This window comes from Mucilaginibacter koreensis (genome assembly GCF_054783355.1).
Genome location: NZ_BAAGQS010000001.1, coordinates 2227070 through 2250976, shown reverse-complemented (window position 1 = coordinate 2250976; position 23907 = coordinate 2227070). Strand labels below are relative to the sequence as shown.

General features: G+C 43.4%; 22 protein-coding genes. 17 read left to right on the top strand and 5 right to left on the bottom strand.

What is annotated here, in order from left to right; translation table 11 throughout:
- Positions 1 to 6: 6 nt before the first annotated feature.
- From ACYVNW_RS10250 to ACYVNW_RS10220, 7 genes are all read left to right on the top strand, one after another.
- Complete coding sequence (locus ACYVNW_RS10250; RefSeq protein ID WP_460679769.1) at positions 7 to 1401, top strand: NADH-quinone oxidoreductase subunit N; 1395 nt, start codon at positions 7 to 9, stop codon at positions 1399 to 1401.
- 57 nt (positions 1402 to 1458) lie between these two features.
- Positions 1459 to 2094: a DedA family protein gene (locus ACYVNW_RS10245; protein ID WP_460679768.1), complete on the top strand. Its 636-nt coding sequence runs from the start codon at positions 1459 to 1461 to the stop codon at positions 2092 to 2094.
- Between the two features lie 39 nt (positions 2095 to 2133).
- Complete coding sequence (locus tag ACYVNW_RS10240; protein WP_460679767.1) at positions 2134 to 2679, top strand: inorganic diphosphatase; 546 nt, start codon at positions 2134 to 2136, stop codon at positions 2677 to 2679.
- Between the two features lie 8 nt (positions 2680 to 2687).
- Complete coding sequence (locus tag ACYVNW_RS10235) at positions 2688 to 4028, top strand: hemolysin family protein (RefSeq protein ID WP_460679766.1); 1341 nt, start codon at positions 2688 to 2690, stop codon at positions 4026 to 4028.
- 4 nt (positions 4029 to 4032) lie between these two features.
- On the top strand, positions 4033 to 4743 hold the full coding sequence (locus ACYVNW_RS10230) for a 16S rRNA (uracil(1498)-N(3))-methyltransferase (protein WP_460679765.1): 711 nt from the start codon (positions 4033 to 4035) through the stop codon (positions 4741 to 4743).
- A gap of 74 nt (positions 4744 to 4817) precedes the next feature.
- Positions 4818 to 5477: a DUF4159 domain-containing protein gene (locus tag ACYVNW_RS10225; protein ID WP_460679764.1), complete on the top strand. Its 660-nt coding sequence runs from the start codon at positions 4818 to 4820 to the stop codon at positions 5475 to 5477.
- Between the two features lie 4 nt (positions 5478 to 5481).
- A complete protein-coding gene (locus ACYVNW_RS10220) occupies positions 5482 to 5982 on the top strand; it encodes an acyl-CoA carboxylase biotin carboxyl carrier protein subunit (RefSeq protein ID WP_460679763.1) in 501 nt (166 codons plus the stop codon).
- A gap of 206 nt (positions 5983 to 6188) precedes the next feature.
- Here the strand turns inward: ACYVNW_RS10220 and ACYVNW_RS10215 are convergent, their stop codons facing one another.
- Complete coding sequence (locus ACYVNW_RS10215) at positions 6189 to 7862, bottom strand: SUMF1/EgtB/PvdO family nonheme iron enzyme (protein ID WP_460679762.1); 1674 nt, start codon at positions 7860 to 7862, stop codon at positions 6189 to 6191.
- 237 nt (positions 7863 to 8099) lie between these two features.
- Here ACYVNW_RS10215 and porV point away from each other — a divergent pair, with 237 nt between their 5' ends.
- On the top strand, positions 8100 to 9287 hold the full coding sequence (porV, locus tag ACYVNW_RS10210; protein ID WP_460679761.1) for a type IX secretion system outer membrane channel protein PorV: 1188 nt from the start codon (positions 8100 to 8102) through the stop codon (positions 9285 to 9287).
- Positions 9288 to 9289: 2 nt separating this feature from the next.
- Positions 9290 to 9772, top strand: a complete 483-nt coding sequence (ispF, locus tag ACYVNW_RS10205; protein WP_460679760.1) for a 2-C-methyl-D-erythritol 2,4-cyclodiphosphate synthase — start codon at positions 9290 to 9292, stop codon at positions 9770 to 9772.
- 213 nt (positions 9773 to 9985) lie between these two features.
- On the opposite strand, the gene ACYVNW_RS10200 is transcribed toward ispF, so the two are convergent.
- Both ACYVNW_RS10200 and ACYVNW_RS10195 read right to left on the bottom strand, forming a co-directional pair.
- Positions 9986 to 13330 carry a glycosyltransferase gene (locus ACYVNW_RS10200; protein ID WP_460679759.1) on the bottom strand — a complete coding sequence of 1115 codons (3345 nt, stop codon included), beginning with the start codon at positions 13328 to 13330 and terminating at the stop codon, positions 9986 to 9988.
- Between the two features lie 47 nt (positions 13331 to 13377).
- Positions 13378 to 13527, bottom strand: coding sequence for a FeoB-associated Cys-rich membrane protein (locus ACYVNW_RS10195; RefSeq protein WP_460679758.1), 150 nt, complete (start codon positions 13525 to 13527; stop codon positions 13378 to 13380).
- A gap of 253 nt (positions 13528 to 13780) precedes the next feature.
- Here ACYVNW_RS10195 and typA point away from each other — a divergent pair, with 253 nt between their 5' ends.
- From typA to ACYVNW_RS10180, 3 genes are all read left to right on the top strand, one after another.
- Positions 13781 to 15592, top strand: coding sequence for a translational GTPase TypA (typA, locus tag ACYVNW_RS10190; RefSeq protein WP_460679757.1), 1812 nt, complete (start codon positions 13781 to 13783; stop codon positions 15590 to 15592).
- Positions 15593 to 15737: 145 nt separating this feature from the next.
- Positions 15738 to 16037, top strand: coding sequence for an Ig-like domain-containing protein (locus ACYVNW_RS10185; protein ID WP_460679756.1), 300 nt, complete (start codon positions 15738 to 15740; stop codon positions 16035 to 16037).
- 2 nt (positions 16038 to 16039) lie between these two features.
- The gene (locus tag ACYVNW_RS10180) at positions 16040 to 16810 is read left to right on the top strand and encodes a hypothetical protein (protein ID WP_460679755.1); all 771 of its coding nucleotides are present in this window, start codon (positions 16040 to 16042) and stop codon (positions 16808 to 16810) included.
- Between the two features lie 33 nt (positions 16811 to 16843).
- On the opposite strand, the gene ACYVNW_RS10175 is transcribed toward ACYVNW_RS10180, so the two are convergent.
- Complete coding sequence (locus ACYVNW_RS10175; RefSeq protein ID WP_460679754.1) at positions 16844 to 17542, bottom strand: FkbM family methyltransferase; 699 nt, start codon at positions 17540 to 17542, stop codon at positions 16844 to 16846.
- A gap of 131 nt (positions 17543 to 17673) precedes the next feature.
- Between ACYVNW_RS10175 and ACYVNW_RS10170 the strand changes: the two genes are divergently transcribed.
- The 5 genes from ACYVNW_RS10170 (at position 17674) to hemH (ending at position 22444) form a co-directional block, all read left to right on the top strand.
- Positions 17674 to 18990 (top strand): flippase, encoded by a 1317-nt coding sequence (locus tag ACYVNW_RS10170; RefSeq protein WP_460679753.1) that lies wholly within the window; start codon positions 17674 to 17676, stop codon positions 18988 to 18990.
- Positions 18987 to 19634 carry an O-methyltransferase gene (locus ACYVNW_RS10165; RefSeq protein WP_460679752.1) on the top strand — a complete coding sequence of 216 codons (648 nt, stop codon included), beginning with the start codon at positions 18987 to 18989 and terminating at the stop codon, positions 19632 to 19634. Before ACYVNW_RS10170 ends, ACYVNW_RS10165 begins: the two co-directional genes overlap by 4 nt.
- A gap of 2 nt (positions 19635 to 19636) precedes the next feature.
- Positions 19637 to 20410, top strand: a complete 774-nt coding sequence (locus ACYVNW_RS10160; protein WP_460679751.1) for a class I SAM-dependent methyltransferase — start codon at positions 19637 to 19639, stop codon at positions 20408 to 20410.
- A gap of 11 nt (positions 20411 to 20421) precedes the next feature.
- Positions 20422 to 21318: a glycosyltransferase gene (locus ACYVNW_RS10155; RefSeq protein WP_460679750.1), complete on the top strand. Its 897-nt coding sequence runs from the start codon at positions 20422 to 20424 to the stop codon at positions 21316 to 21318.
- A 109-nt stretch (positions 21319 to 21427) separates the two neighbouring features.
- Positions 21428 to 22444 (top strand): ferrochelatase, encoded by a 1017-nt coding sequence (gene hemH, locus ACYVNW_RS10150; RefSeq protein ID WP_460679749.1) that lies wholly within the window; start codon positions 21428 to 21430, stop codon positions 22442 to 22444.
- Positions 22445 to 22667: 223 nt separating this feature from the next.
- Here hemH and ACYVNW_RS10145 read toward each other — a convergent pair whose 3' ends face one another.
- A complete protein-coding gene (locus ACYVNW_RS10145; protein ID WP_460679748.1) occupies positions 22668 to 23906 on the bottom strand; it encodes a 3-deoxy-D-manno-octulosonic acid transferase in 1239 nt (412 codons plus the stop codon).
- Position 23907: the final 1 nt, after the last annotated feature.

Below are 23907 nucleotides of genomic sequence, written 5' to 3'. Positions count from 1 at the left end.
AGTAAAATGAATACGCTGATTGTAATTGCTGTTTTGCCCCTCGTGTTACTTTACCTGGGTTTATATAAAGTTAAAAACGCCTTATTGCCGGTTGCCATTGCCGGGTTACTGGTAGCGCTTGGTTTGGCCGTGCTGCAATGGAATGGCAATGCTACACCCATCTATAGTGGCATGATGCTGTTTGATAATTATGCTATCGCATTCTCGGCGGTAACAATTGTCTCTACCATCCTGATTTTGATGCTGTCTAAAGGATACTTCGAGCAGATCAGTAATAATGTGGCTGAGTATTATGCCATCATGCTGTTTGCATTGGCGGGGATTGTAGTAATGGTATCGTTTTATAACCTGACCATGCTCTTCATCGGGTTAGAAATTATGTCGGTGAGCTTATATATTCTGGCCGGTATCCGCAAACGTGATTTTGCATCTAACGAGGCTTCATTAAAATACTTCCTGATGGGGGCATTCTCTACCGGCTTCCTGCTGTTCGGTATTGCCCTTTTATATGGTGCAACCGGCTCATTCAACCTGGAAGGTATACGCAACTGGGCGCTGATGCATCCACATAACACTGCGCCATTATTTTACACTGGTATCATTTTAATGGTTATAGGCCTGTGCTTCAAAGTTGGCGCAGCCCCCTTCCACTTCTGGACACCGGACGTTTACGAAGGTTCTCCTACGCTGATAACTGCTTTTATGGCTACTGCAGTTAAAACCGCCGGCTTTGCTGCCTTTTTACGCCTGTTTAACGCCAGCTTTGGTACAGTATATAGCTTCTGGGCACCTACACTGTTAGTGGTAACTATCATTACTTTATTCATCGGTAACTTTACCGCATTATATCAGCAAAGTTTTAAGCGTATGCTTGCTTTTTCAAGTATCTCGCATGCCGGGTATTTGCTGTTTGCTATTGTAGCGTTAAATGCAGCATCAGGTAATGCGGTGTTTATGTATGCTACGGCTTATTCTGTGGCTTCTATTATTGCCTTTGGCGTACTGCTGCTCATTCAGCAACAGGCAGGTAATGACAGCTTTGAAAGCTTTAACGGTTTAGGTAAGCGCAATCCTTTCCTGGCACTGGTATTAACCATTGCCATGCTTTCACTGGCGGGTATACCGCTTACTGCAGGTTTCATCGGTAAGTTTTACATGTTCTACGGCGCCATGTCGCGCTACCAGATATGGCTGGTTATTATTGCGGTTATTAATGCTATTGCAAGTATTTATTATTACTTTAAAGTAATCATTGCTATGTATTTCCGTACCGGTGATGAACATACGGTGCTTACCGTTCCGGGTTATTACCGGTTTGTTTTAGGTGTTTCGGCTGTGATTACATTGGTGGTAGGTATATACCCTGAGATGATAACTCGATTTACCAATCACCTTTTTTAATCTGTAGCTGTTACTACAAATCAACTTAATATTTGTAGTTTTACATTTACAGCACTAATGGAGAATATCTGGGAATATTTAAAAAGCCTCACCGACGCACAAACAATCATAGGCACAGGCGGATTTTATTTGCTGCTATTGGTGGTGTATGCAGAAACCGGGTTATTCTTCGGCTTCTTTCTCCCGGGCGATTATTTGCTGTTTATGGCCGGTTTACTGTGCGCTACCAATGTGTTGGATGTATCAGTATATGTGCTGGTCTTATCACTTATTGCAGCCGGTGTATTGGGTAACTATACGGGTTACTGGTTTGGCTACCGCGCAGGCCCTACGTTGTTTAAGCGCGATGAATCCCTGTTTTTTAAACGGCGCTATGTTACCATGGCGGAGGAGTTTTACCAGAAATATGGTGGTATGGCTTTAGTGCTGGGCAGATTTTTTCCGATCATACGTACATTTGCTCCGATTTTTGCTGGTGTAGTGAAAGTAAGCTTTGGCAAGTTCACTTTGTATAATTTTGTAGGAAGTGTTGCGTGGGTATGTACACTTACCCTGCTGGGCTACTATTTGGGCAGAGCCTATCCTGAATTGCACAATTATATACAATGGATTATTTTAGGCTTAATTACCATTACCACTTTACCTTTGCTGTATGCCTTTTTTAAAAAAACTGTAGGCAAATCGGCAGATTGAAAAACATTAAGTAAAAGAAATAAATTATATAGATTAAGAATGAGTACTCAACATCCCTGGCATCAGGTATCTATGGGCGATAATGTGCCCGAAGTAGTGAACGCAATAATTGAGATTCCGAAAGGCTCAAAAGCTAAATACGAAATTGACAAAGAATCGGGCTTGTTAAAGCTTGACCGCGTGTTATTTTCATCTGTAATGTACCCGGCTAACTATGGCTTTATTCCGCAAACCTATTGCGATGATAAAGACCCTTTAGATATTCTGGTATTATGCTCGGTTGACGTTTTCCCAATGTCAATTATCGAAGCCAAAGTAGTGGGTGTAATGCACATGGTGGATAACGGTGAGCAGGACGATAAAATTATTGCTGTAGCAAAGAACGATATGTCGGTAAATTACATTAACGACCTGAACGAACTGCCGCCGCATGCCATGAAAGAGATTGTACGTTTCTTTCAGGATTATAAAAAGCTGGAAGGCAAAAACGTTACCATTGAGCACTTAATGGGTAAACCTTATGCGCTTAAAGTAATTAACGAAAGTATAGAGCTGTACAGGTCTACTTTCCCTTCTTACCAATAATTGATTAAATGGGCCCCGAATTACATATAAGCCTGTTTTCTGTATTTCTAACCATATTTTTGGTTTTACTGAATGGTTTTTTTGTGGCAGCTGAGTTTGCCATGGTGAGGGTAAGAGGCTCACAAATTGAAATTCAGGCCAAGGCCGGTAGTCGTATGGCTAAAGTGGCCCGTGGCATTATGCATAATTTGGATGGTTACCTGGCTGCCACGCAGCTGGGTATCACCATTGCTTCATTGGCCCTGGGTGTGGTAGGCGAGGAGGTAGCCACCCGCGCCATGCTCAACCTGTTCTCATTGGTAGGGCTTACTATTACCTCCAACTTCCTCATCAGTGCCAGCCATGTAATGGGCTTTGCCTTAATTACCATATCGCATATTGTGTTTGGTGAACTGGCCCCCAAAACACTGGCTATTCAACGATCGGTACGTACTGCGTTAACGGTATCATTGCCGCTGCGTGTATTTTTTGTGGTATTCAGGCCGGCCATTTGGGTGTTAAACTCATTTGCTAACTTTATCCTGAGCTTATTCGGTATCCATACGGTAAGCGGCGAAGAAAGCCACCACAGTTCTGAAGAGTTGCAGTACTTATTGGAGCAAGGCAAAGAAAGCGGCGCGTTAGACCAAAATGAGCACGACCTGATTAAAAATGTATTTGATTTTAATGAGCGCGTGGTTAAAAATATCATGGTACCCCGTACCCGTATATCCGGTATTGAAATTACTACTGAGAAGGATGAACTGCTGGAAACACTGATTACCGAAGGTTACTCCCGTATGCCGGTGTACGATGATACCATTGATAAAATTAAAGGTATTGTACATGCCAAAGACATTCTGCCGTTGCTGGCCCGCAATGCGGATATAGAATTGAAAGATATTATCCGTAAACCTTACTTCATTCCGGAAACTAAGAAAATTAATGACCTGATGGCCGAATTGCAGCAAAAGCGCATTCAAATTGCCATTGTGTTAGACGAGTTTGGCGGTACTGCCGGTATGGTAACCCTTGAAGATATTGTGGAAGAACTGGTAGGCGAAATTCAGGATGAATATGATGAAGAAAAACCCATTGTTGAAAAGCTGAGTGACCGTGAATTCATTGTTAACGCTTCTGCACCTATATACGACGTAAATGGCCACCTGCCGCATGATTTGCCTGAAGATGGAGACTATGACACGGTATCAGGCTGGCTGGGCGAAATATTTGGCAAAATTCCGGATGTAGGTGAGCGCACCGAGGCCAATGGTTATGATATTACCGTATTGCGTAAATCAGAGCAAAACGTGGAGTCGGTAAAGCTGGAGCTGCTGCTGAACGAAGAAGATACCGTAGATTTGCATTAAACCTATGCAACTCTTTTATACGCCCGATATTATACCTGATGCGGTTTTCTATCAGTTAAACGAAGAGGAAAGCAAACATGGCGTGCGGGTATTGCGCCTGCAAACCGGAGATGAGCTTCAATTGATTGATGGCAAAGGTAATTTGTATCATGCCATTATTACCGATGCTCATCCCAAACGTACGCAACTGCGCATCCTCTCGGTACAGGCAGAGTTTCAAAAGCGTAACCATCATTTACACATCGCGGTAGCACCAACAAAAAATATTGAGCGGCTGGAGTGGTTTTTAGAAAAAGCTACCGAGATGGGTGTAGATGAGGTTTCCCTTATAATCACCCAGCGTTCAGAACGCCGTGAGGCTAAGACCGACAGGTTAAATAAAATTATTACCTCTGCAGTAAAGCAATCGGTAAAGGCTTACCATCCGCAACTGAACGAGCCGGTTGCTTTCTCAAAGTTTATAACTAAGCCCTTTGAAAGTCAAAAATTTATTGCCCATTGTTTGCCTGGTGAAGAAAAATGCACCTTGCAGCAATTGGCGCAACTACATGGCCGTTATTTAATTTTAATAGGGCCAGAAGGCGATTTTAACGAGCAGGAAATAGACCAGGCCCTGCAAGCAGGCTATCAGCCCATTACTTTAGGCGAAAGCCGCCTGCGTACAGAAACAGCTGCCTTAGCGGCCTGCTTTGAAATCAACTTATTAAACCGGTAAGCAGAACAGGATAAATTCTGTCCGGACATTCGCAATCCCGATAAACTTTTTATAGCTTAGTTTAAAGTTTAAAGGTGAAATTCAAACAGATTACACTTATTGTTATTGCCGGCTTATGCCTCACCAGCTTTTATGCACCTGCCTATAAACTAGGACGACTAAAATATAATGGTGGCGGTGATTGGTATGGCGACCGTACGGCTTTAACCAATCTGATCAGGTTTTGTAACACCAGTCTGAGAACAAACTTTGAGCCGCAGGAAGATGTTGTAGAAGTAGGAAGCTCCTCATTATTTAATTATCCGTATGTGTTTATGACTGGGCACGGTAACGTGATGTTTTCTGACCAGGAAGCGCGCAACTTGCGTAAGTATTTAACAGGCGGCGGCTTTTTACATGTATGCGATAATTATGGCTTAGACCCTTTCATCCGTTCGCAGATGAAGAAAGTGTTTCCAGAATTGAACTTTGTGGAACTGCCTCTTAATCATCCAGTATATCATCAAAAATATAATTTTCCAGATGGCTTGCCCAAAGTACATGAGCATAACAACAAGCGCCCCCAAGGCTTCGGCTTAACTTATAAAGGCCGCTTGGTGTGCTTTTACGATTATGAATGCGATTTAGGCAACGGCTGGGAAGATTATGGCACTTATGCCGGCGATAGTCAGGAAATACGAAATAAAGCCCTGCAAATGGGCGCAAACTTAATTCAATACGCTCTTACTCAATAAATGTATGTATACACTTACTGTAAACGATAAATTTAAATTTGATATCAACCGTTCGGCAGATCATCTTATGGCTAACCAGGAGCCGGTTGAAGCTGATGTACAGGAATTGGGGGGCTCGCGTTATCATGTTATTCATCAGCATAAATCTTACCAGGCGGAAGTAGTTGAATTCGATGCTGCGGCTAAAACTGCCAGTATAAAGGTAAACGGGCGCATCTATCAAATCGTAGCTAAAGACCAATTCGACGCGCTGCTGGAGCAATTAGGTATGAGTAACCTGAACAGTGCTAAAGTAAGTGAGTTGAAGGCGCCAATGCCTGGCCTGGTGCTCAAAATATTTGTGCAGGAAGGCAGTGAAGTAAAAAAGGGCGATAACCTATTTGTATTAGAAGCCATGAAAATGGAGAATATCATCAAAGCCCCAGCTGACGTAACTGTAAAAGCAATTAAGATTGCTCCGCAGGATAAAGTAGAAAAAGGGCAGGTGCTCCTGCAGTTCGCCTAAATGTTATCACAACAATAGCTATCTCTTCTTATCATTTCGACCGCAGGGAGAGAGCTTCTGCACCAAACCAGTCTATAGTAGATTTATCGCTTGAACAAGATTTCTCCCTGCGGTCGAAATGACAAAAGAATGTGAATATAAAGTATTACCTAACAAGAAAGGGGTGCCTGAATAAGGCACCCCTTTCTTGTTAGGTTTGTCAGCAATTACTTTGCTTTAAAATCTCTTGGTTTTTTAGTGCTGAAATGTGGTTTGCCGGAAGGGTGAATTTCAGGGGCACCTACCATGTTCATAGCGCAACGAAAACCAATTTCGGCGCTGGCATCATCTTGGTTTAAGAAACGACGGGTAGCCGGGTTCAGCCAGAAAGCCTGATCGTTCCAGGAGCCGCCTTTGTATACTTTAGAATGGTTATCCACCAAAGTAGTAGTACCATATAAAGCGGTGTTGGTAGAATCCACAAAGCCTCTGAAATCCGGGTCGTAAGGTTTACCGGCAATAGCGCTGTTCGCTGCTGGCTGCCCGGCAGCGGTAACTGCGGCATTTGCAGGGGCATTGCCATTAGCAGCTGTAGTGCTGCCTTGCTGCTGTGCCGTAAATTCAGCCCAGCTTAGTTTGCGGTTTGATCTTGCCGGGTCTTTAATCGGGCGGCCGTACTTATCTTTGGCGTAAATGCCTTTGGCCGGGTCAGACAGGCGTTTATTGGTGTACTCATTTCCACGGAAAGGGTTAAAGTCTTCCACATCCTCAAAACTCATCTGGCGGTAAGTATCTTGGGTCCACTCATTCACGTTGCCGGCCATGTTATATAAACCGAAGTCGTTAGGTGCATAAGCACGAACAGGTGCTGTAATATCAGCCTTATCATTCAGGTAACCGCCTACACCCATGTTGTCGCCTTTGCCACGCTTAAAGTTGGCCAAAATCATACCGCGGGTTTTGCGGCTGGCCGAGCGTACGCCCATGCCATTCCAAGGGTACACTTTACCATCGTTGATGTTTTCAAACTCGGTATTGCCGGCTAAACCTAATGCAGCGTACTCCCACTCGGCTTCGGTAGGCAAACGGTAACCCGATTTCAATATACCATCTTCCAAACGCACAGGGCGGGTAACTTTACCACCTTTACCGGCAGTTGCACCAGCAACAGTTTTAGCATTCGGATTTAAATCCGGCAACATCTTTTTACCGTCAATGCCCTGGCCTCTAATCTGGCCGTTTAAGTATATATCCGTATTGAAAGGTTGTGTAGAAGCGTTGGCGCCACCGGCAGTTTGATTGGCACCGGGCTTGCCATTGCCCGAAAAATCTTTCCAAGAAGCTAAACGGCCCTGCTCACGCAATATGTTTTCATTCATACGGTCAGTACGCCATACGCAGTAATCTTGTGCCTGGCTCCAGGTAATACCCACCACCGGATAATCCTGAAATGCAGGGTGGCGCAGGTAATTATCTACATAAGGATCGTTGTATGACAGCGGACGTCTCCATACCAGTGTATCTGGTGTGGCATTATAATAAAGTTCGCGGTCGTCGGGGAAAGTGATGCTGATCCAGTGCAGGTAATCCAGCCAGTCTTGATTAGATACCTCGGTTTCATCCATATAAAATGAAGCTACGGTAACACGAGTGCGGGTATTATTATAATCATAAGTTACATCCTGGTCGGCACTGCCACCCAATACGAATGTACCGCCCTCAATCGGAATCAGGCCCGGACCGGGGGCTGGATGCGCCTGGCGATAACGCATATAACCGCCATTGTTCTTATCATTATAAGTAATGCCGGTTTTTTGCGATTTCATGGGCTTACTACAGCTACTCATCAAAGCTCCCAATCCCAGTAATACACAAGCAGTATGTGTAATATTTAACTTCATATTTGCTAAATTAATCAGACAGTAAATATAAATAATATTAAAATATATAAAAGTGTGCAAAAATAGAATTTTGCTTCAGGTTGCACACTACATTTACTTTATTGCTGTTAAACGTAAACAAGCAAGTTTGGGTTACCTTAAACAAAGCATTTTAATGAAAATTCGAACTTTATTGGTTCTCATCACGTATATAAACCTATCTTTATCAGCCCATAGTTTAACTTGTAAACCATCCGCATGAGTATTTTTACTTCTCTTGTAAAGAAAATATTTTTGTATTCAGCCCTGTTGTTATCTCCCGGATTTGTTTTCGCACAGCAAGTAATAGGCCCTAGCGGAACAAATACCAACGGCAGCTCCGGTACAGCCATCACAACGGCCGTGCCTTTCTTGACGATTACGCCCGACTCACGCTCAGGTGCGTTGGGTGACGCAGGGGTGGCGCTCTCGCCCGATGTAAATGCCAATTACTGGAACCCTTCGAAACTTACTTTTTTAGAAGATAAGAACAGTGTATCGGCTTCTTACAGCCCCTGGCTGCGCCGCCTGGTGCCTGATGTGAACCTGGCTTACCTGAGCTATGCCCATAAACTGGATGAACGTAACAGTATAGGAGCCTCGGTGCGGTATTTTAATTTGGGTACTATTGACTTGCGGGATGGCAACGCTGCCGATTTAGGTACTTATAAGCCTAACGAATTTTCTATTGATGGTACCTTTGCACGTAAATTTGGCGAAAACCTGTCTTTGGGTTTAACACTGCGTTACATTCATTCCAGCTTAGCGAATGGTGCATTTTTAGGTACGCAGCAAACCCGCCCGGCCAATGCCGCTGCGGCTGATGTTTCTGCTTATTACCGCAAACCTACACAGCAGTTCGGCAAAGATGCTGTTTTCGCGCTGGGTATGAATATCTCAAACATTGGTACTAAAATTAGTTATACCGAGCAGGGGCAAAAATACTTTTTGCCCACCAACCTACGCATTGGCGCTGCCAATACCTGGTACCTGGATGATTTTAACGAACTGACTGTGCTGCTGGACGTCAACAAACTGTTGGTGCCTACGCCACCTATCCGCGATAGCAACGGCAATATTATCAGCGGTAAGGATGATAACCGCTCAGTACCCGGGGGTATTTTTGGTTCGTTTAGCGATGCACCGGGTGGTTTTAGTGAGGAGCTGAAAGAGATTAGTTATGCCGGTGGTTTAGAGTATGTATACAATAAGCAGTTTGCATTGCGCACCGGTTATTTTTACGAAAATCCCAATAAAGGCAACCGCCAGTATTTTACGGTAGGCGCAGGCTTTAAGTATGATGTGTATCAGTTTGATGTATCGTACCTGGTAGCCAGTCAGCAAAAAAGTCCTTTGGCCAATACCCTTCGCTTAACCCTAAGTGTTAACTTTGGCGGCAAAAAGTAACAATGGCTAAAATAAGAACCGGCTTCGGCTTTGATGTACATGAGTTGAAAGAAGGCCACCCTTTTGTAATGGGCGGCGTGCAGTTGGAGCACCACTCCGGCGCTTACGGACACTCTGATGCCGACGTACTGGTACATGCCATTTGTGATGCCCTGCTGGGCGCCGCAAACCTGCGCGATATCGGCTATCATTTTTCTAATACCGATAACCGTTGGAAAGGCATCAGCAGCCTGATTTTGCTGCAGCAGGTAGTGGTATTACTTAAAGAGAAGAGTTATACCATTGGCAATATCGATGCTATGATTTGTCTCGAGGCTCCAAAAATCAACCCACACATCCCGGCCATGAAGCAAAAGATTGCCGAAGCAGCCGGTATTGATGAGGATGATATCTCTATTAAAGCCACTACCAACGAAAAGATGGGCTTTATTGGCAGGCAGGAGGGTGTAGTGGCTTACGCGGTATGTTTGATTGAAAAAGTATAGTCATATCCTTTCACTTTCTCATCCTAAGCCATACGAAGCTTATCCACCTAATCTATCGCAGTTATGCTGAGACACCCGGAGCTTGGGTGCACAGGCTCCTGCTATGAAAGGCTCTATACTTACCTTTCGAGTGCCTTAGGGTGACAAGCAGTGGTACTAAAATCTACTCCATTATCAGTAAATAATCATAACTAATTACAGCCTGATTGCCGCTTACTCTTTCACCACTACGCTTCCTGTTCGTTTTAATACCCCCCAGCCGCTTAGCTCGCCTTTGGCTGCTTTGCGAATGGATTTAAAGAGAATATAGTACATCAGTTGCCGCCAAACAAAGCGCTGCGGGATAATATACACCAGCTTTTTATAACTTTCCTTTTCCATACGGAAGGCCAGCAGAGATACCAGTAAGTCTATCACGATGAAGGCCAGATAATAGGCCAATATTTTGAATGGTTTATCACTAAATAAGCCAATCACCATCATTAAATCAGCAAGTGGTGAAAACAGCGGCAGCACAATCTGGAAGATCAGGATATTGGGCATGCCTACCATACCAAAGAAGCGGTACTTTTTGTTAAACAGCGCATCGCGGTTTTTCCAAAAGCTTTGTATAACGCCAAAACTCCAGCGAAAGCGTTGTTTGAGCAGTGCATTCAGCGTTTCGGGCGCTTCGGTATAAGCGATGGCATTCCCTGCATTGCGCACAATGTAACCTTGTTTCAGAATACGCATAGTAAGGTCGCAATCCTCAGCTAAGGTATCTGTGGTAAAGCCGCCTACTTTGGCAATGGCTTCTTTACGAAATGCGCCGATAGCTCCCGGCACTACCGTAATGCTGTTCAGCAAATCGAAGGCCCTGCGGTCCATATTCTGGGCGGTAATGTATTCGATGGATTGCCAGCGGGTAATCAGGTTATTCTCATTTCCCACCTTAACCGTACCGGCTACAGCACCTATTTCATCATCTGTAAATTGGGCCATCAGGTGCAAAATAGCGTCCTGCTTTAACAAGGTATCGGCATCTATACAAACTACATAGTCATATTTGGCATTACTGATACCGAAGTTTAGGGCAGATGCTTTACCACCGTTGGGTTTGGAAAGTACTTGTACTTTGGGATGATTGCCATAGGCATGGCTCACTACTTCAAAAGTGCGGTCTTTGGAGCCGTCATCTACGAATATGATTTCCAGTTCAGTGTACTCGAGCGCCAGCAAGCTTTGGATGGTTTTTGCAGCAGTTACTTCCTCGTTGTACCCGGGCACTATAATGCTTACCGGCGGCAGGGAAGCAATATCAATAGCCTTGGTTTCTTTGCGTTCATCTATGAACTGCCTTAAAGCTAATACGCCAATTAATATAATACGTGTAATAGCCAAAAAGATAGCCGACAAGAACACATAGAGTAAAAACCAGTTAAAATAAAATAAGCTAACGGTGAAAAATTTATACAAAGGCCCGGTAACACCACTGTCAGCATCATCTTCAATAGGGGGCATCAGGGCGCTTTTGGGCTTGCCCAATACATCGGCAATGGTAGTAAACTGGTAACCGTGTGATTTGTAATACTGAATAATGCGGGGCAGTGCCTTCACCGTTTCCTCACGGGTATCGCCCCCGGCATCGTGCAACAAAATCATGGAGCCGCTGCCGGCCTGGGCAATAGCGCGGGCCACAATGCTGTCGGCAGTTACGCCGGGCTCCCAATCGTGCGGGTCAATGGCTTCACCAATATTGATATAATTTTGTTTGCGGCTCTCAGCCACCGGTATCACCTCGGGGATGGTGGTTGGCTCTGCATCGGCATTGAATGGAGGCCTGAACAGAATAGTGCTGTGGCCGGTAACCGTTTCAATAATGCTGCGCGTGGCATTAAGCTCTAACCTTACACGCGGAATACTGATGGCCGAAATATCGGGGTGAAAATAAGTGTGATTGCCAATCTCATATCCTTCGTCAAATTCGCGCCGCAACAGCGGGATATTTTTTTCTACCATAGAGCCTACCACAAAAAAGGCAGCCGGAACTTTTTCCTGTTTCAGGATATCTAAAATGCGTGGGGTGTAATTAGGGTCGGGGCCGTCATCAAAAGTGAGCACTACCTTTTTAGGGTCATAACCATAGCGCCTGATGAGGTACTTGGTAGGCAATTTTAGATATTGCTGGTTGGTAATGGTATACGTTTCCGGATCTATTTTGAGATTTACCTTGCCGGTGTCAGGTACCGTAGCCAGGTCTAATATTTCACCGTCGCCATCATAATCAATGCGATCATTGAGGCCAATGTTCCGCATGTGGCGGGTATCGAGCCCTGTTTTGCGCAAAGCTTCAATAGAAAGGTCTTTTTGAATGAACAGCCAGTAACGCGGGTCTTCGGTACCCATACGCCACAGGGCTACGCCGGCTGTACCCCAGTCATCCGCCATACGTATGATGTTGAAGTTGGTGGCAGCGTCGGTAAAAAATACATCATGCGGCAGGCTGTTATTATCGGTATATTTAAAATGTAAATTAGCCGATAAGGAGTCGAACTGCACTTTAGCATGAGCGCTCTCTGCGGTACCAATGGCCTGCGTATAGCTGAGTAGTTTGCCTACACTTTGAAAAGGCCAGTCGTAGCCGCCTCCCTGTATGGTTAAAATAACTTTTTCGCTTGGTATTTTTTCACATACCTTATCCAGCATCAATTCTACCCAGCGCTGGTGGGTAATGTCGCCAGGGCTGCTGTTTTCGGTATGCTGGTCAATAGCCATTACAAACAGGTAATCGTTGATCCCTGCCAGTAAGGGTAAATTATAGCTTTCATCATCGGGGATGATGTTTTGGGTAAGCAAAAAGCCCTTGGCATGTAAGGCGTTGTATAATTCTTGTTCAAAACTGATAAAAGCTTTGCTGTTGCGGTCGGGTATATCATCAAAGCTCAGGTTAAGCCCACGCAGTTGATAACGGCTGAGATTAGTTACTAAATTGTTGATGAATTGAGTACGCAACGCCGGGTTGTCGGTAATGCGCAATACATCTTTAACATCTGTACTGTTGGTCGCATTAATCCAGTTGCTCAACGTCATTAATACCGGCTTGTGGTAGTTGCGGTTTAATTTCACTAAGCCTGTATCCAGCCGCACTTGTATTGTATCGGCACCAGGCACCATATTGAAGCCTTCGCTGTTAATCATATCCACCTGGGCTATATGATCGGCCAGGGAGGTATAAGCTTGCGGATCCCATTCGCGGTAAAAGCAAACATTAATACGCTTTTTATTATTGGGATGCTGCCGCTGGTGCAGTTCACGGTTGCGCTTCAGCTGGTTGATCTCTGCTTTTTGAATGGTAAAATCTTTATAACGCGGCGAGCGCTTAATACGCTCCAGTTCTTCAGCTGTTAGTTTCTTAGGGGCCGGGGTTAAATTAGGTAATGCCGGATATTCGTTAGAAGTGATGGTAATGCTGGCTGCAATAACGGCACTTATTAACAGGCCTAGCAAAATGCGGCTCAGCCATTTAAACCGGTTCCAGCGGTCGGGGGTATCAGCTTGAAATATTTGCTTTTCAGCCATTGGTTATCAACGAAAAATTAAAGTTCAGGTGTGCAAATGTTATTTGCTCAGTTTTTAGTGTTCACATTCGAGAAATCAACACCACACTTACAATTGGTTCCGCAGCCTTTTTTTGTGGTAAGGCTTTTATACATCATGCGGCCTACATAAGCTATTGCAGCTATAAACAGAACAGCAATGATAATTATTTGAATCATAAGACAAAAATAAGTTTTACAGTACATACGTCAGCAAAAGCACAATCGTATGAATGTAAAAAAATTAAGCAATAATAATGCCCGTAGCAAGAGAATATTTGAGCGGGCATTATAAACTAAGGGTTAACTGCTTATGTACTCGAAATCAACAGTTAACGAAATGACTGAACAATGATGTATAAAACTTGCCATTGTTTTTAAATGCGATATATTAAGCTTACCTTTGCAGCAAAAATAAGCACGCATAATTTTCATGCAAAACATTCGAAATATAGCAATTATTGCACACGTTGACCACGGTAAAACTACGCTGGTTGATAAGATTCTGCATAGCTGCGCCATTTTCCGCGACAATCAGGAAACCGGTGAGCTGATACTGGATAACAATGACCTGGAGCGCGAACGTGGTATTACCATCGTATCCAAAAACGTTTCGGTACGGTACAAAGACGTTAAAATTAACATTATTGATACCCCGGGCCACGCCGACTTTGGTGGTGAGGTAGAACGTGTGTTGAAAATGGCCGACGGTGTATTGCTGTTGTGCGATGCTTTTGAAGGCGCCATGCCGCAAACCCGTTTCGTAACCCAAAAAGCCCTGGCGTTAGGTTTGAAACCCATTGTAGTTGTAAATAAAGTAGACAAAGAGAACTGCCGCCCTGAAGAAGTGTACGAGCAGATTTTTGAGTTGTTCTTTAACCTTGATGCTACCGAAGAGCAGCTGGATTTTCCGGTTATCTACGGTTCATCTAAACAAGGCTGGATGAGCACCGATTGGAAGAAACCAACGGATAACATTTTCCCATTGATGGATGCCATTTTGGAAAACATCCCTGCAGCACCAGTTAATGAAGGTACTTTGCAAATGCAGATTACTTCATTGGATTACTCTTCATTTGTAGGTCGTATTGCGGTAGGCCGTGTAGCGCGTGGCACCATCAAAGAAAATCAGCCGGTATCTTTGGTAAAACGCGATGGCACTATCCAAAAATCACGCATCAAAGAATTATACACTTTTGAAGGCTTGGGTAAAGTTAAAGCGACTGAAGTAAGCTCTGGTGATATTTGCGCTGTTGTGGGTATCGAAGGGTTCGATATTGGTGATACTATTGCTGATTTTGAAAATCCTGAGCAACTGGAGGTAATTCACATTGATGAGCCGACTATGAACATGCTGTTTACCATTAATACTTCACCGTTTTTTGGTAAAGAAGGCAAATTTGTAACATCACGCCACCTGCGCGACCGTTTATATAAAGAAACGGAAAAGAACTTGGCCCTTAAAATTGTAGAAACCGAGTCGCCGGATGCTTATCTGGTATACGGGCGTGGTATCCTGCACTTATCGGTACTAATTGAAACCATGCGCCGCGAAGGCTATGAGTTACAGGTAGGCCAGCCGCAGGTAATTGTAAAAGAAATTGACGGTGTAAAATGCGAGCCGGTTGAAACCCTGATTGTTGATGTACCTGGTGATGTTGCCGGTAAGGTAATTGAACTGGTAACACAGCGTAAAGGTGACTTGCTGGTAATGGAACCTAAAGGAGACTTACAGCATTTAGAATTTGATATTCCGGCCCGTGGTATTATCGGCTTGCGTAATAACGTTCTTACTGCTACCGGTGGTGAGGCTATTATGGCACACCGCTTTAAGGCTTATGAGCCTTGGAAAGGCCCGATACCTGGCCGCTTAAATGGTGTGTTGGTATCAATGGATACTGGCAAAACTACGGCATTTGCCATTGACAAATTGCAAGACCGTGGCCGTTTCCATATTGAACCGGGCGTTGATATTTACGAAGGACAGATTTTAGGTGAGCATATTCGTGATAACGATTTGGTAATCAACTTAACCAAAGGTAAGCAGTTAACCAACATGCGCGCATCGGGTAGTGATACCAACGTACGTATTGCACCGGCCATTAAATTCTCCTTAGAAGAATCAATGGAATATATCCAAGCCGATGAGTACATTGAAGTAACTCCACAAAGCATCCGTTTACGTAAAATTTTCCTGAATGAAAATGAGCGTAAAGTGAATGCTAAAAAGTTTGTGAATCAATAAATAGCATAAATTTTTATCTAAGGCCCCGGTTACACCGGGGCTTTTTCGTTTGTAATAAAAATGATACATGGCTTTAAATGGGGATGCACAATTAAGCTACAGGCATTAACTAAATTAGCTCCAACATTTTAACCTTATCTGTATAATGAAGCGAATACTGTTACTGCTCTTTGGCAGTGTGATTATTTTCTCAGTTTCCTGCGTGAAAGAAGCAGTACAAAATCCTGATCAATCTGTATCGTTAACTTATGATACCTTGCGAATGGTTAAGGGTAATTCGCAGCAGCTATCTTCCAAAAACTTTCCGGCTAACGAATTAAAATGGAGCTCATCAGACACAACAATTGTAAGTGTTGATGCCAATGGCTTGGTTTTGGCCAAAAAAGTGGTAAAGCTAATATTAATGTACAAAGTAAAACAGCCGCAGTTGCTGCCAGATGCGTAGTTATGGTAACTGATACACCTGCCCCACCTGCTACAGGCGGCAGTACTTCTGCCGACGGAAAAATTACTTTTTTAGATATTAAGGCGATTGATATTGGCATTGGTGCTAATGGGTCTGTATTTATAGTAACAGCGGATTCATTAACAGCTGGAGGGCATGCCATTGCAAAATATAATGATGGTAAGCTGAGTAAACTGCCTGATTGTGGTGCTATGCGGGTGGCGGTATCTCCACAGGGGATGCCTTGGGTAGTAGATTACGCAGGGCATATTCTTAAGTATAATGGAAGTAACTGGGATTTACTTCCCGGACTGGCCACTGATATTGGTATTGGTGCCGATGGATCTGTATTTGCTATTGGCAGGGAGGTAGCTTCTTATACCGGTGGCTTTAATATTATGAAATGGACTGGTAATGCTTGGCAAACCCTGCCTGATTGTGCCGGTATTCGTATTGCTGTGAGTCCGAATGGAATTCCATGGGTAGTGAATAAATTAAACATTGTTTATCAGTACAGCGGTAATTACCTATGGAACCCATGGTATGGCGTAAGCGGTACCGATATTGGCATAAGTGCAAATGGAGCAATATATGTTGCCGCTCAAAATATTACCTCAGGCAGCAAAGGCAACGAAGCAGCACTTTATAAATATATGGTTGATGGCAGTTGGACTGCTGTGCCAAATGCTGCTGCTACAAATGTAGCCGTTACACCGCAAGGCTTACCTTGGTGGACAAATAATGCATTTGCTCTTTACAAGCTTAATCAATAAGCAAGCTGATAATATCAACAAAAAAGGCAGGTGTTAAACCTGCCTTTTTTGTTGATATATTAATGTTCTTAATGTTTTGCTTACCAGTTCATATCCTTTTGAAGTTAGAAAGTCGTGCTGTTCTGAGGCGTCCAGGTGTTCCAGGTTACTGTCTACATCCTCAACTAGTACAAACTTTGGCCGGTATTGCGTCCAGTTGTTTGATTTAAGGATATGGATGTCTAGCCCTGCCACATCGAAGCTCATAAAATCAATGTTTACTCCGGCCGGTAGATAAGCATCCAACACCTTCGATAGAGGTACAATTTTTACCCAATCGGTTTTAATTATTTGTTGTGTGCGGTTCCCATTTACACGGGCGCTGGCTACATCTTTGTCAAACGTATTCAAACTGGGGTCTTCGAAGCAGTATAACTCACGCATTTCTTCCTGTTCGCCAATACCAATATTTAAGTTGATATCCCGGTTACGATATTTATTGAACAACTCTAAATGTTCAGCCGTAGGTTCAATGTTGATACCTTGCCAGCCCAACTCGTAATAATGCATGGTGTTGGAGTGCCGGTAGGGATGATAAGCACCAATATCTACAAACCAACCCCGGTACGAATTGTAATTGGGTATTTGCTCGGTTAATAAATGTCTAAGCAGCATATCCTCACCATCTTGCGAATAGGAATGGTGGGGTTTGAATTTAGCGATGTCTTCGAATTTTTCAGTTACAAATGCCATAAGTGCGATGTTTACTGTGATCTAATAATGCAAATAAACAAAAAATATTTAGTATATAGAATTAGTAGATTATCACTGAATAGTGAACCCGTTAACCAACTATAAAATATTTATACCTTTGCCTGCAATTTATGCGCATACCCAGCATCCCCGGATTTAATCAGCAGGCATTTGAAAAGTATCTGAAAAATACGGGTATGCTGTTTGTGGGTAAAGTAGGTAGTTTACTCATTAAAATGCTGGTTAGTATTCAGGTAGCTAATTACCTTCATCCTGAGGGTAATGGTATACTGGCAGGCGGCATTGTGTATATCTATTTTTTTTCAGCTATCGCTACCCTCGGGCTTGATCAATTCATTGTAAAAGAGCTGCATCAATTTCCAGAAAACCGCGACCGTATATTAGGTACAGCTTTTTGGCTTAAAGTAATAGCCGGAGTGATATGTATACCGCTCATTTATATGGCTTACCAGTTGTATCCGGCTAAAGCAACACCATACAGCTATACTTTAATACTGTCGTTTATTGGCATTGTGCAAGCCTTTAATGTAATTGATTCTTACTTTCAATCGCAGGTGCAATCCAAATATATTATGCAGGTACAAATGGGTGGTACGCTGCTATCTGCTATTATAAAGCTTTTGCTTATTTATAATAAAGCATCCATTACCTGGTTTGTATATGCTTATTTATTTGATGTGATATTGCTGTCGGCCGGTTACTTTTTAACTTATCAGCGTAAAGGGCGAAGTCTTCTTATGTGGAGTTATAATGGTGTACTAGCTAAAAAGTTGCTGGCTATGTCGTGGCCGTTGATCATATCAGGCATCATGGTATCGGTATATATGAAGATAGACCAGTTGATGCTGCAAAATATGCGTGGAGCCAAAGAAGCTGGTGCTTATGCTACTGCAGTTAACCTGAGTGAAGCCTGGAATTTTATTCCATCCGTAATTGTAGCTTCCTTGTTTCCGGCTATTCTAAACGCCCGCCGCGATGACCTAAACCGTTATAGGAAGCGCATACAAGATTTATATGATCTGATGGTTTATATTAGTCTGCCCATCGCCCTTATTATTTCCATAGCCGCCCCGCTCATTTATAAATTATATAAACCTGAGTATGCCAGTGCAGCCCCTGTGCTCTCTTTGCATATATGGTCAGGTGTGTTTGTGTTTCTGGGAGCAGCTAACGGACAATACTTGATAGCTGAAAACTATGCAAGATTATCTTTTCTGCGTACCGGATTCGGGGCGGTGATTAACGTAATACTTAACCTGATACTCATCCCCCGTTATGGAATGATGGGGACTGCTATTGCTACACTTGTTGCTTATGCCAGTTCAGCTTTCTTTATCATATTTATTCCTAAAGTTAGCCAGCAGGCATTTATGATGTTAAAATCATTATTCTTAATTTCACTTTTTCAAAAAGTATATAAACGTTGAGCAAATTTACATCGCTTCTGAATATATTAAAGCAGCCCGAGCGGCTGAAAGCCCTGTTATCATACAATGAAAAAGGATACCTGAACAGCATTGGCTGGTTTAAGGCTTTTGATAACAAATCGCCGGTTGATGGTGAGGGAAATCCTATCCCATGGGTTACTTATTCATTTATTAATTTTATTAAAACCCGTTTAAACAAACAACAGGCCATCTTCGAATTTGGCTCAGGTAATTCAACGCTGTTTTATGCGCAGCATGTAGGCATAGTAGTTTCGGTGGAGCATGATAAAGATTGGTATGAAAAAATTACAGAAACCAAGCCCGCAAATGCTGAAATGATTTATTGCGAATTGCAGCCCGACGGTGAATACTGCCGTATGCCCATCAGGCTGGAAGAAAAATTCGATATCATCATTGTTGATGGCCGCGACCGTGTGAATTGTTGTAAACAGGCGGTAGAAGCCTTGTCAGACACAGGCGTGGTGGTTTTAGATGACTCTGAGCGGGAAAATTACAAAGAAGGAATCAATTTTTTATTGAGTCAGGGTTTTAAGCAATTGCCATTCACCGGTATATCGCCCGGGTTGTTTTATGAAAAAGCAACCTCTGTATTTTATAAACCCAATAATTGCCTGGACATTTAATTATGGCCCAAGATATAATTAGCAGCAATGTAAAAGCTGCTTATGATGAGTTTTACGAAAAGCATGATGAAGCCTGGCGCATGCTGGGAGCCCGGTATAAAGCGCAGCACATTGTAGAGGTGTGTAAAGGTTTAAGCTTTAATAAGGTGCTTGAGGTAGGTGCCGGCGATGGCAGCATACTGCAATACCTGGCTGACCAAAATTTTGCGCCCCTTTATGCCGCTGTAGAGATATCGGATAGTGGCGTAGCGCATATTTTGAACCGCCGTATCAAAAACCTGCAGTCGGTACAGGTATTTGACGGCTATCATTTGCCTTTTGAAGATAATAGCTTTGACCTGATCATCCTGTCGCATGTATTAGAACACGTTGAGCATGAGCGTATGCTGTTGCGCGAATTAAAACGTGTTGCCAATATGCTGGTGATTGAAGTACCGCGCGATTACAAAGCCGGGGTGGATAACCGCATCAAGCATTTTCTAGCTTACGGGCACATCAACATGTATACGCCAACCTCACTGCGTTATTTGTTGAAAACCGAAGGATTGGAAGTAGTTAAAGACCTTACCTCGATGATTGAGCCAGAGGTAACTAAATTTAACACCTACATTAATCAGCGTAAGCCCAAAAGTGCAATTACTAATTTGAAAATAAATTTAGAATATGGCATCAAAAGCTTGCTAGGTAAGTTAGGTGGCAAAAAGGTAAGAGAAGAAAAAGCAAACGCTTATACGGTGCTTTGCCGCAAAGCCGGGCAACAGGCCGATATATTTTAACCGGAAACGTAATGCAAAACCTGGCGCCCATTGCCCTCTTTGTTTATAACCGCCCCGACCATACGCGCCGTACTCTCAATTATTTGCAGCAAAATGTATTAGCCGAAAACTCACGCCTGTTTATTTTTTCTGATGCTGCCAAAACCGATGCCGATGAAAGCAAGGTTGCACAAACCCGGCAGGTAGCAGCAGAAGTTAACGGATTTAAGTCAGTTAAGGTAATTAAACGGGAGCAGAATATGGGTTTGGCCAATTCTATCATAGCTGGCGTAACACAATTGGTAAAAGAATATGGAAAGGTAATTGTATTTGAAGATGATCTTTTATCCTCACCGTATACCTTGCAATACTTCAATGAGGCGCTTGTTCGCTATGCCGATAAAAATAAGGTGATGCACATTGGCGCCTATATGTACGATTTAAAAACGCCCGGTTTGCCGCAAACCTTTTTTTACCGCGCAGCTACCAGCTGGGGCTGGGCCACATGGGATAGAGCATGGGCGCATTTCAATCCCGATATTAACCATTTGATGAGGCAATTTGACAGCGCAAAAATTCATCAGTTTTCTATTGAAAGGAAAATGAATTTTTGGAAGCAGATGCAGGACTTTAAAGCGGGGAAGAATAATTCGTGGGCTATACGCTGGTATGCCTCAGTTTTTTTGCAGGGTGGGTTAACGCTTAATCCTTCCAAATCATTAATTCAAAATATTGGGCACGATGGTAGTGGTACGCATTCCAACAACGAAGATATTTATCAAGTGCACATCAGCCGGAATCCGGTTACCGAGTTTCCAACTGTAATTAAGGAAAATAGTGAAGCCTACCGAGCCATAAAATACTTTTTGGCTCACCGAAAAGGTACCTTGTGGCAACGGTTGCTGCGATTTATCAAGCAGCGGCGGTAATTAAAAGTGTAATCAGAAGCTCAAATCTGTACTCAAAGTCAAACCTCGTATTTCTTTACGTATAGCATTTGGCTCTTGCCTCAATTTTTTACCTTTGCAGCTACTAATTATGGCAAAAAAGGGAGTTCTACTGGTCAATCTGGGCACGCCAGATAGTCCGCAAACAAGCGACGTACGCAAATACCTCAACGAATTTTTAATGGATGGCCGGGTGATTGATATCAACCCCGTATCGCGTGCTCTCCTGGTAAAAGGTATCATTGCGCCATTCAGGGCACCGAAATCAGCTAAATTATATAAGGAAATCTGGGATGAAAAAACAGGTTCTCCATTGTTGTATTACAGCATCCGGCAGCAGCAGTTATTGCAAGAGCGCCTGGGTGATGCTTATATGGTAGAACTGGCCATGCGTTACCAAAGCCCCTCTATTGAAGATGCCCTGAAACGCCTTAAAGATGCTTTGGTAGATGATATCCGCGTCATTGCCTTATTCCCGCAATATGCATCGGCCAGTACCGGCTCGGTGTACCAGAAGGTAATGCAGCTGGTGGCCGAATGGCCTACCATCCCAAGTATTTCTTTCATTAATTCTTTTCATGATAATGAATTGATGATTGAAAACTTTGCTCAAAATGGGGCCAAGTATAATCCCGAGAATTATGACCATGTGCTGTTCAGCTTCCATGGCCTGCCGCAGCGCCAGTTGGTAAAATCTGATCATACGCACAATTATTGCCTGAAGGTAAACGGCTGCTGCGATACGCTGAACGATAAAAATAAATTTTGTTACTCAGCCCAGTCACACCATACCGCACGCCTGATTGCAGCCAAGCTGAACATACCTAAAGATAAATATACTATCTGCTTCCAGTCCCGCTTGGGTAATGACCCTTGGGTGCAACCTTACACCAGTGAGATTATTGCCAAACTGGCTGCCGAGGGTAAAAAACGCCTGTTGGTATTTTGCCCCGCCTTTGTGGCCGATTGCCTGGAAACCGTTTTTGAAGTAACAGAGGAATACGGATCCGAATTTAAGCAGCTGGGCGGAGAGCACGTGCAGCTGGTAGAAAGCTTGAACGATTCGCCGCTATTTATTGATGCTTTGGAAGGTATGGTAAGGGGTTAACGAGCAAAATAATATCATCCTAAGTGGCGCAGTGAAGAATCTGTAGGCCTGTTTTAATCTCCTTGTTAATCTAAGTGCTTAAGCTACTTTCGTAAACGAAGTTTGATATTACCATTCTTATACTGTGGCACCTGAAGGGTTGGTACAGAAACCTTTATTGGAGTGGCTTGTACGCCCATGTTTCGGGTGCACCAGCACGATAAGCGTTGTCATTTAATTACTATTACTTAGCCGAAAACGCTTTTTCAGCATAATTAATAATCATCGCTGTGGCGCCGGTATTCGCCTTTACATATTGCCTGGCATTGTTTCCTGCCTGTAACCGTTTATCTGTATCATTAATCAGCTGTTCGCTCACTTTATCAAATTCTTCAGCATTGCTGATGCCAAAGCCTGCATGCTGTTCAATCAGTTCACGTGCTTCTCTGAACCGCTGATAATTGGGGCCAAAAATAACAGGTAATCCAAACGCGGCTGCTTCCAGTGTGTTGTGTATGCCTACGCCAAAACCACCCCCAATATGAGCAATGTCTGCATACTGATACAAGGCTGATAACATCCCGATGTTATCTATAATCAATATGCGATAATCCGCTATTGAGCCCCGGGCGCTTTCAACCATTGAAAAACGAATGGTTTGCTGAGCCGGAAGCATACTGACCAATTGCTGAATTTTAGACTCATTGATTTCGTGTGGTGCAAATATAAATTTCCAGGTTGGGTAGCGGGTTACCAGTGGGGCAATCAGTTCCTCGTCTGGCAGCCAGGTACTGCCGCCAATAAACAGGGGCGAATGCTTTTTGAATTCTTCAATTAACGGCAGTGCTTTGGGGTGTAAAGCATTAGCCCATACCCGGTCAAACCTAGTATCGCCGCTTATTTGTACGTGCTGAATACCAATGTTATGTAGCAGTTGTTCGGAAGCTTTATCCTGTACAAATAGCTGGTTGATATATTTCAGCATTTGCCGGTGCAAGCCCCCATACCATTTAAAAAAGATTTGCTCGGGCCTGAAGATGCCTGAAATCAGGTACAGCGGGATTTGCCTTTGGTGCAGTTCGTTAAAAAAATGGTACCAATATTCATATTTGGTAAAAACGGCCAGGCAGGGTCGTATAGTTTCAATAAAGATGCAGGCATTGCTTGGGGTATCCAGCGGTAAATAGTATACAGCGTCGGCAAGGGGCGTATTTTTCCTGACCTCATACCCTGATGGCGAGAAAAAGGTAATCACGAATTTCTTTTCCGGATGCCGTCTTTTAAGTTGTTCTAATACCGGCCGGCCCTGTTCAAACTCCCCTAAAGAGGCGAAATGAAACCATATACTGCCACCCTTATTTATTTGGGCTAATTGTTGTGTTCGGCGCCCGCTTACCCATTGCTTAGCTTTAGTATTAAATACAGCAACTATACGTATGATGAGCGCATAAAATCTAATACCAATATTATATATTAAAAGCATT

What these genes read in the sequence shown, in the direction of transcription:
- ACYVNW_RS10250 (WP_460679769.1), top strand. Translation starts at nt 7, where the DNA reads ATGAATACGCTGATTGTAATTGCTGTTTTGCCCCTCGTGTTACTTTAC.
- ACYVNW_RS10245 (WP_460679768.1), top strand. Translation starts at nt 1,459, where the DNA reads ATGGAGAATATCTGGGAATATTTAAAAAGCCTCACCGACGCACAAACA.
- ACYVNW_RS10240 (WP_460679767.1), top strand. Translation starts at nt 2,134, where the DNA reads ATGAGTACTCAACATCCCTGGCATCAGGTATCTATGGGCGATAATGTG.
- ACYVNW_RS10235 (WP_460679766.1), top strand. Translation starts at nt 2,688, where the DNA reads ATGGGCCCCGAATTACATATAAGCCTGTTTTCTGTATTTCTAACCATA.
- ACYVNW_RS10230 (WP_460679765.1), top strand. Translation starts at nt 4,033, where the DNA reads ATGCAACTCTTTTATACGCCCGATATTATACCTGATGCGGTTTTCTAT.
- ACYVNW_RS10220 (WP_460679763.1), top strand. Translation starts at nt 5,482, where the DNA reads ATGTATACACTTACTGTAAACGATAAATTTAAATTTGATATCAACCGT.
- ACYVNW_RS10215 (WP_460679762.1), bottom strand. Translation starts at nt 7,862, where the DNA reads ATGAAGTTAAATATTACACATACTGCTTGTGTATTACTGGGATTGGGA.
- porV (WP_460679761.1), top strand. Translation starts at nt 8,100, where the DNA reads ATGAGTATTTTTACTTCTCTTGTAAAGAAAATATTTTTGTATTCAGCC.
- ispF (WP_460679760.1), top strand. Translation starts at nt 9,290, where the DNA reads ATGGCTAAAATAAGAACCGGCTTCGGCTTTGATGTACATGAGTTGAAA.
- ACYVNW_RS10200 (WP_460679759.1), bottom strand. Translation starts at nt 13,330, where the DNA reads ATGGCTGAAAAGCAAATATTTCAAGCTGATACCCCCGACCGCTGGAAC.
- ACYVNW_RS10195 (WP_460679758.1), bottom strand. Translation starts at nt 13,527, where the DNA reads ATGATTCAAATAATTATCATTGCTGTTCTGTTTATAGCTGCAATAGCT.
- typA (WP_460679757.1), top strand. Translation starts at nt 13,781, where the DNA reads ATGCAAAACATTCGAAATATAGCAATTATTGCACACGTTGACCACGGT.
- ACYVNW_RS10185 (WP_460679756.1), top strand. Translation starts at nt 15,738, where the DNA reads ATGAAGCGAATACTGTTACTGCTCTTTGGCAGTGTGATTATTTTCTCA.
- ACYVNW_RS10180 (WP_460679755.1), top strand. Translation starts at nt 16,040, where the DNA reads ATGGTAACTGATACACCTGCCCCACCTGCTACAGGCGGCAGTACTTCT.
- ACYVNW_RS10175 (WP_460679754.1), bottom strand. Translation starts at nt 17,542, where the DNA reads ATGGCATTTGTAACTGAAAAATTCGAAGACATCGCTAAATTCAAACCC.
- ACYVNW_RS10170 (WP_460679753.1), top strand. Translation starts at nt 17,674, where the DNA reads ATGCGCATACCCAGCATCCCCGGATTTAATCAGCAGGCATTTGAAAAG.
- ACYVNW_RS10160 (WP_460679751.1), top strand. Translation starts at nt 19,637, where the DNA reads ATGGCCCAAGATATAATTAGCAGCAATGTAAAAGCTGCTTATGATGAG.
- ACYVNW_RS10155 (WP_460679750.1), top strand. Translation starts at nt 20,422, where the DNA reads ATGCAAAACCTGGCGCCCATTGCCCTCTTTGTTTATAACCGCCCCGAC.
- hemH (WP_460679749.1), top strand. Translation starts at nt 21,428, where the DNA reads ATGGCAAAAAAGGGAGTTCTACTGGTCAATCTGGGCACGCCAGATAGT.
- ACYVNW_RS10145 (WP_460679748.1), bottom strand. Translation starts at nt 23,906, where the DNA reads ATGCTTTTAATATATAATATTGGTATTAGATTTTATGCGCTCATCATA.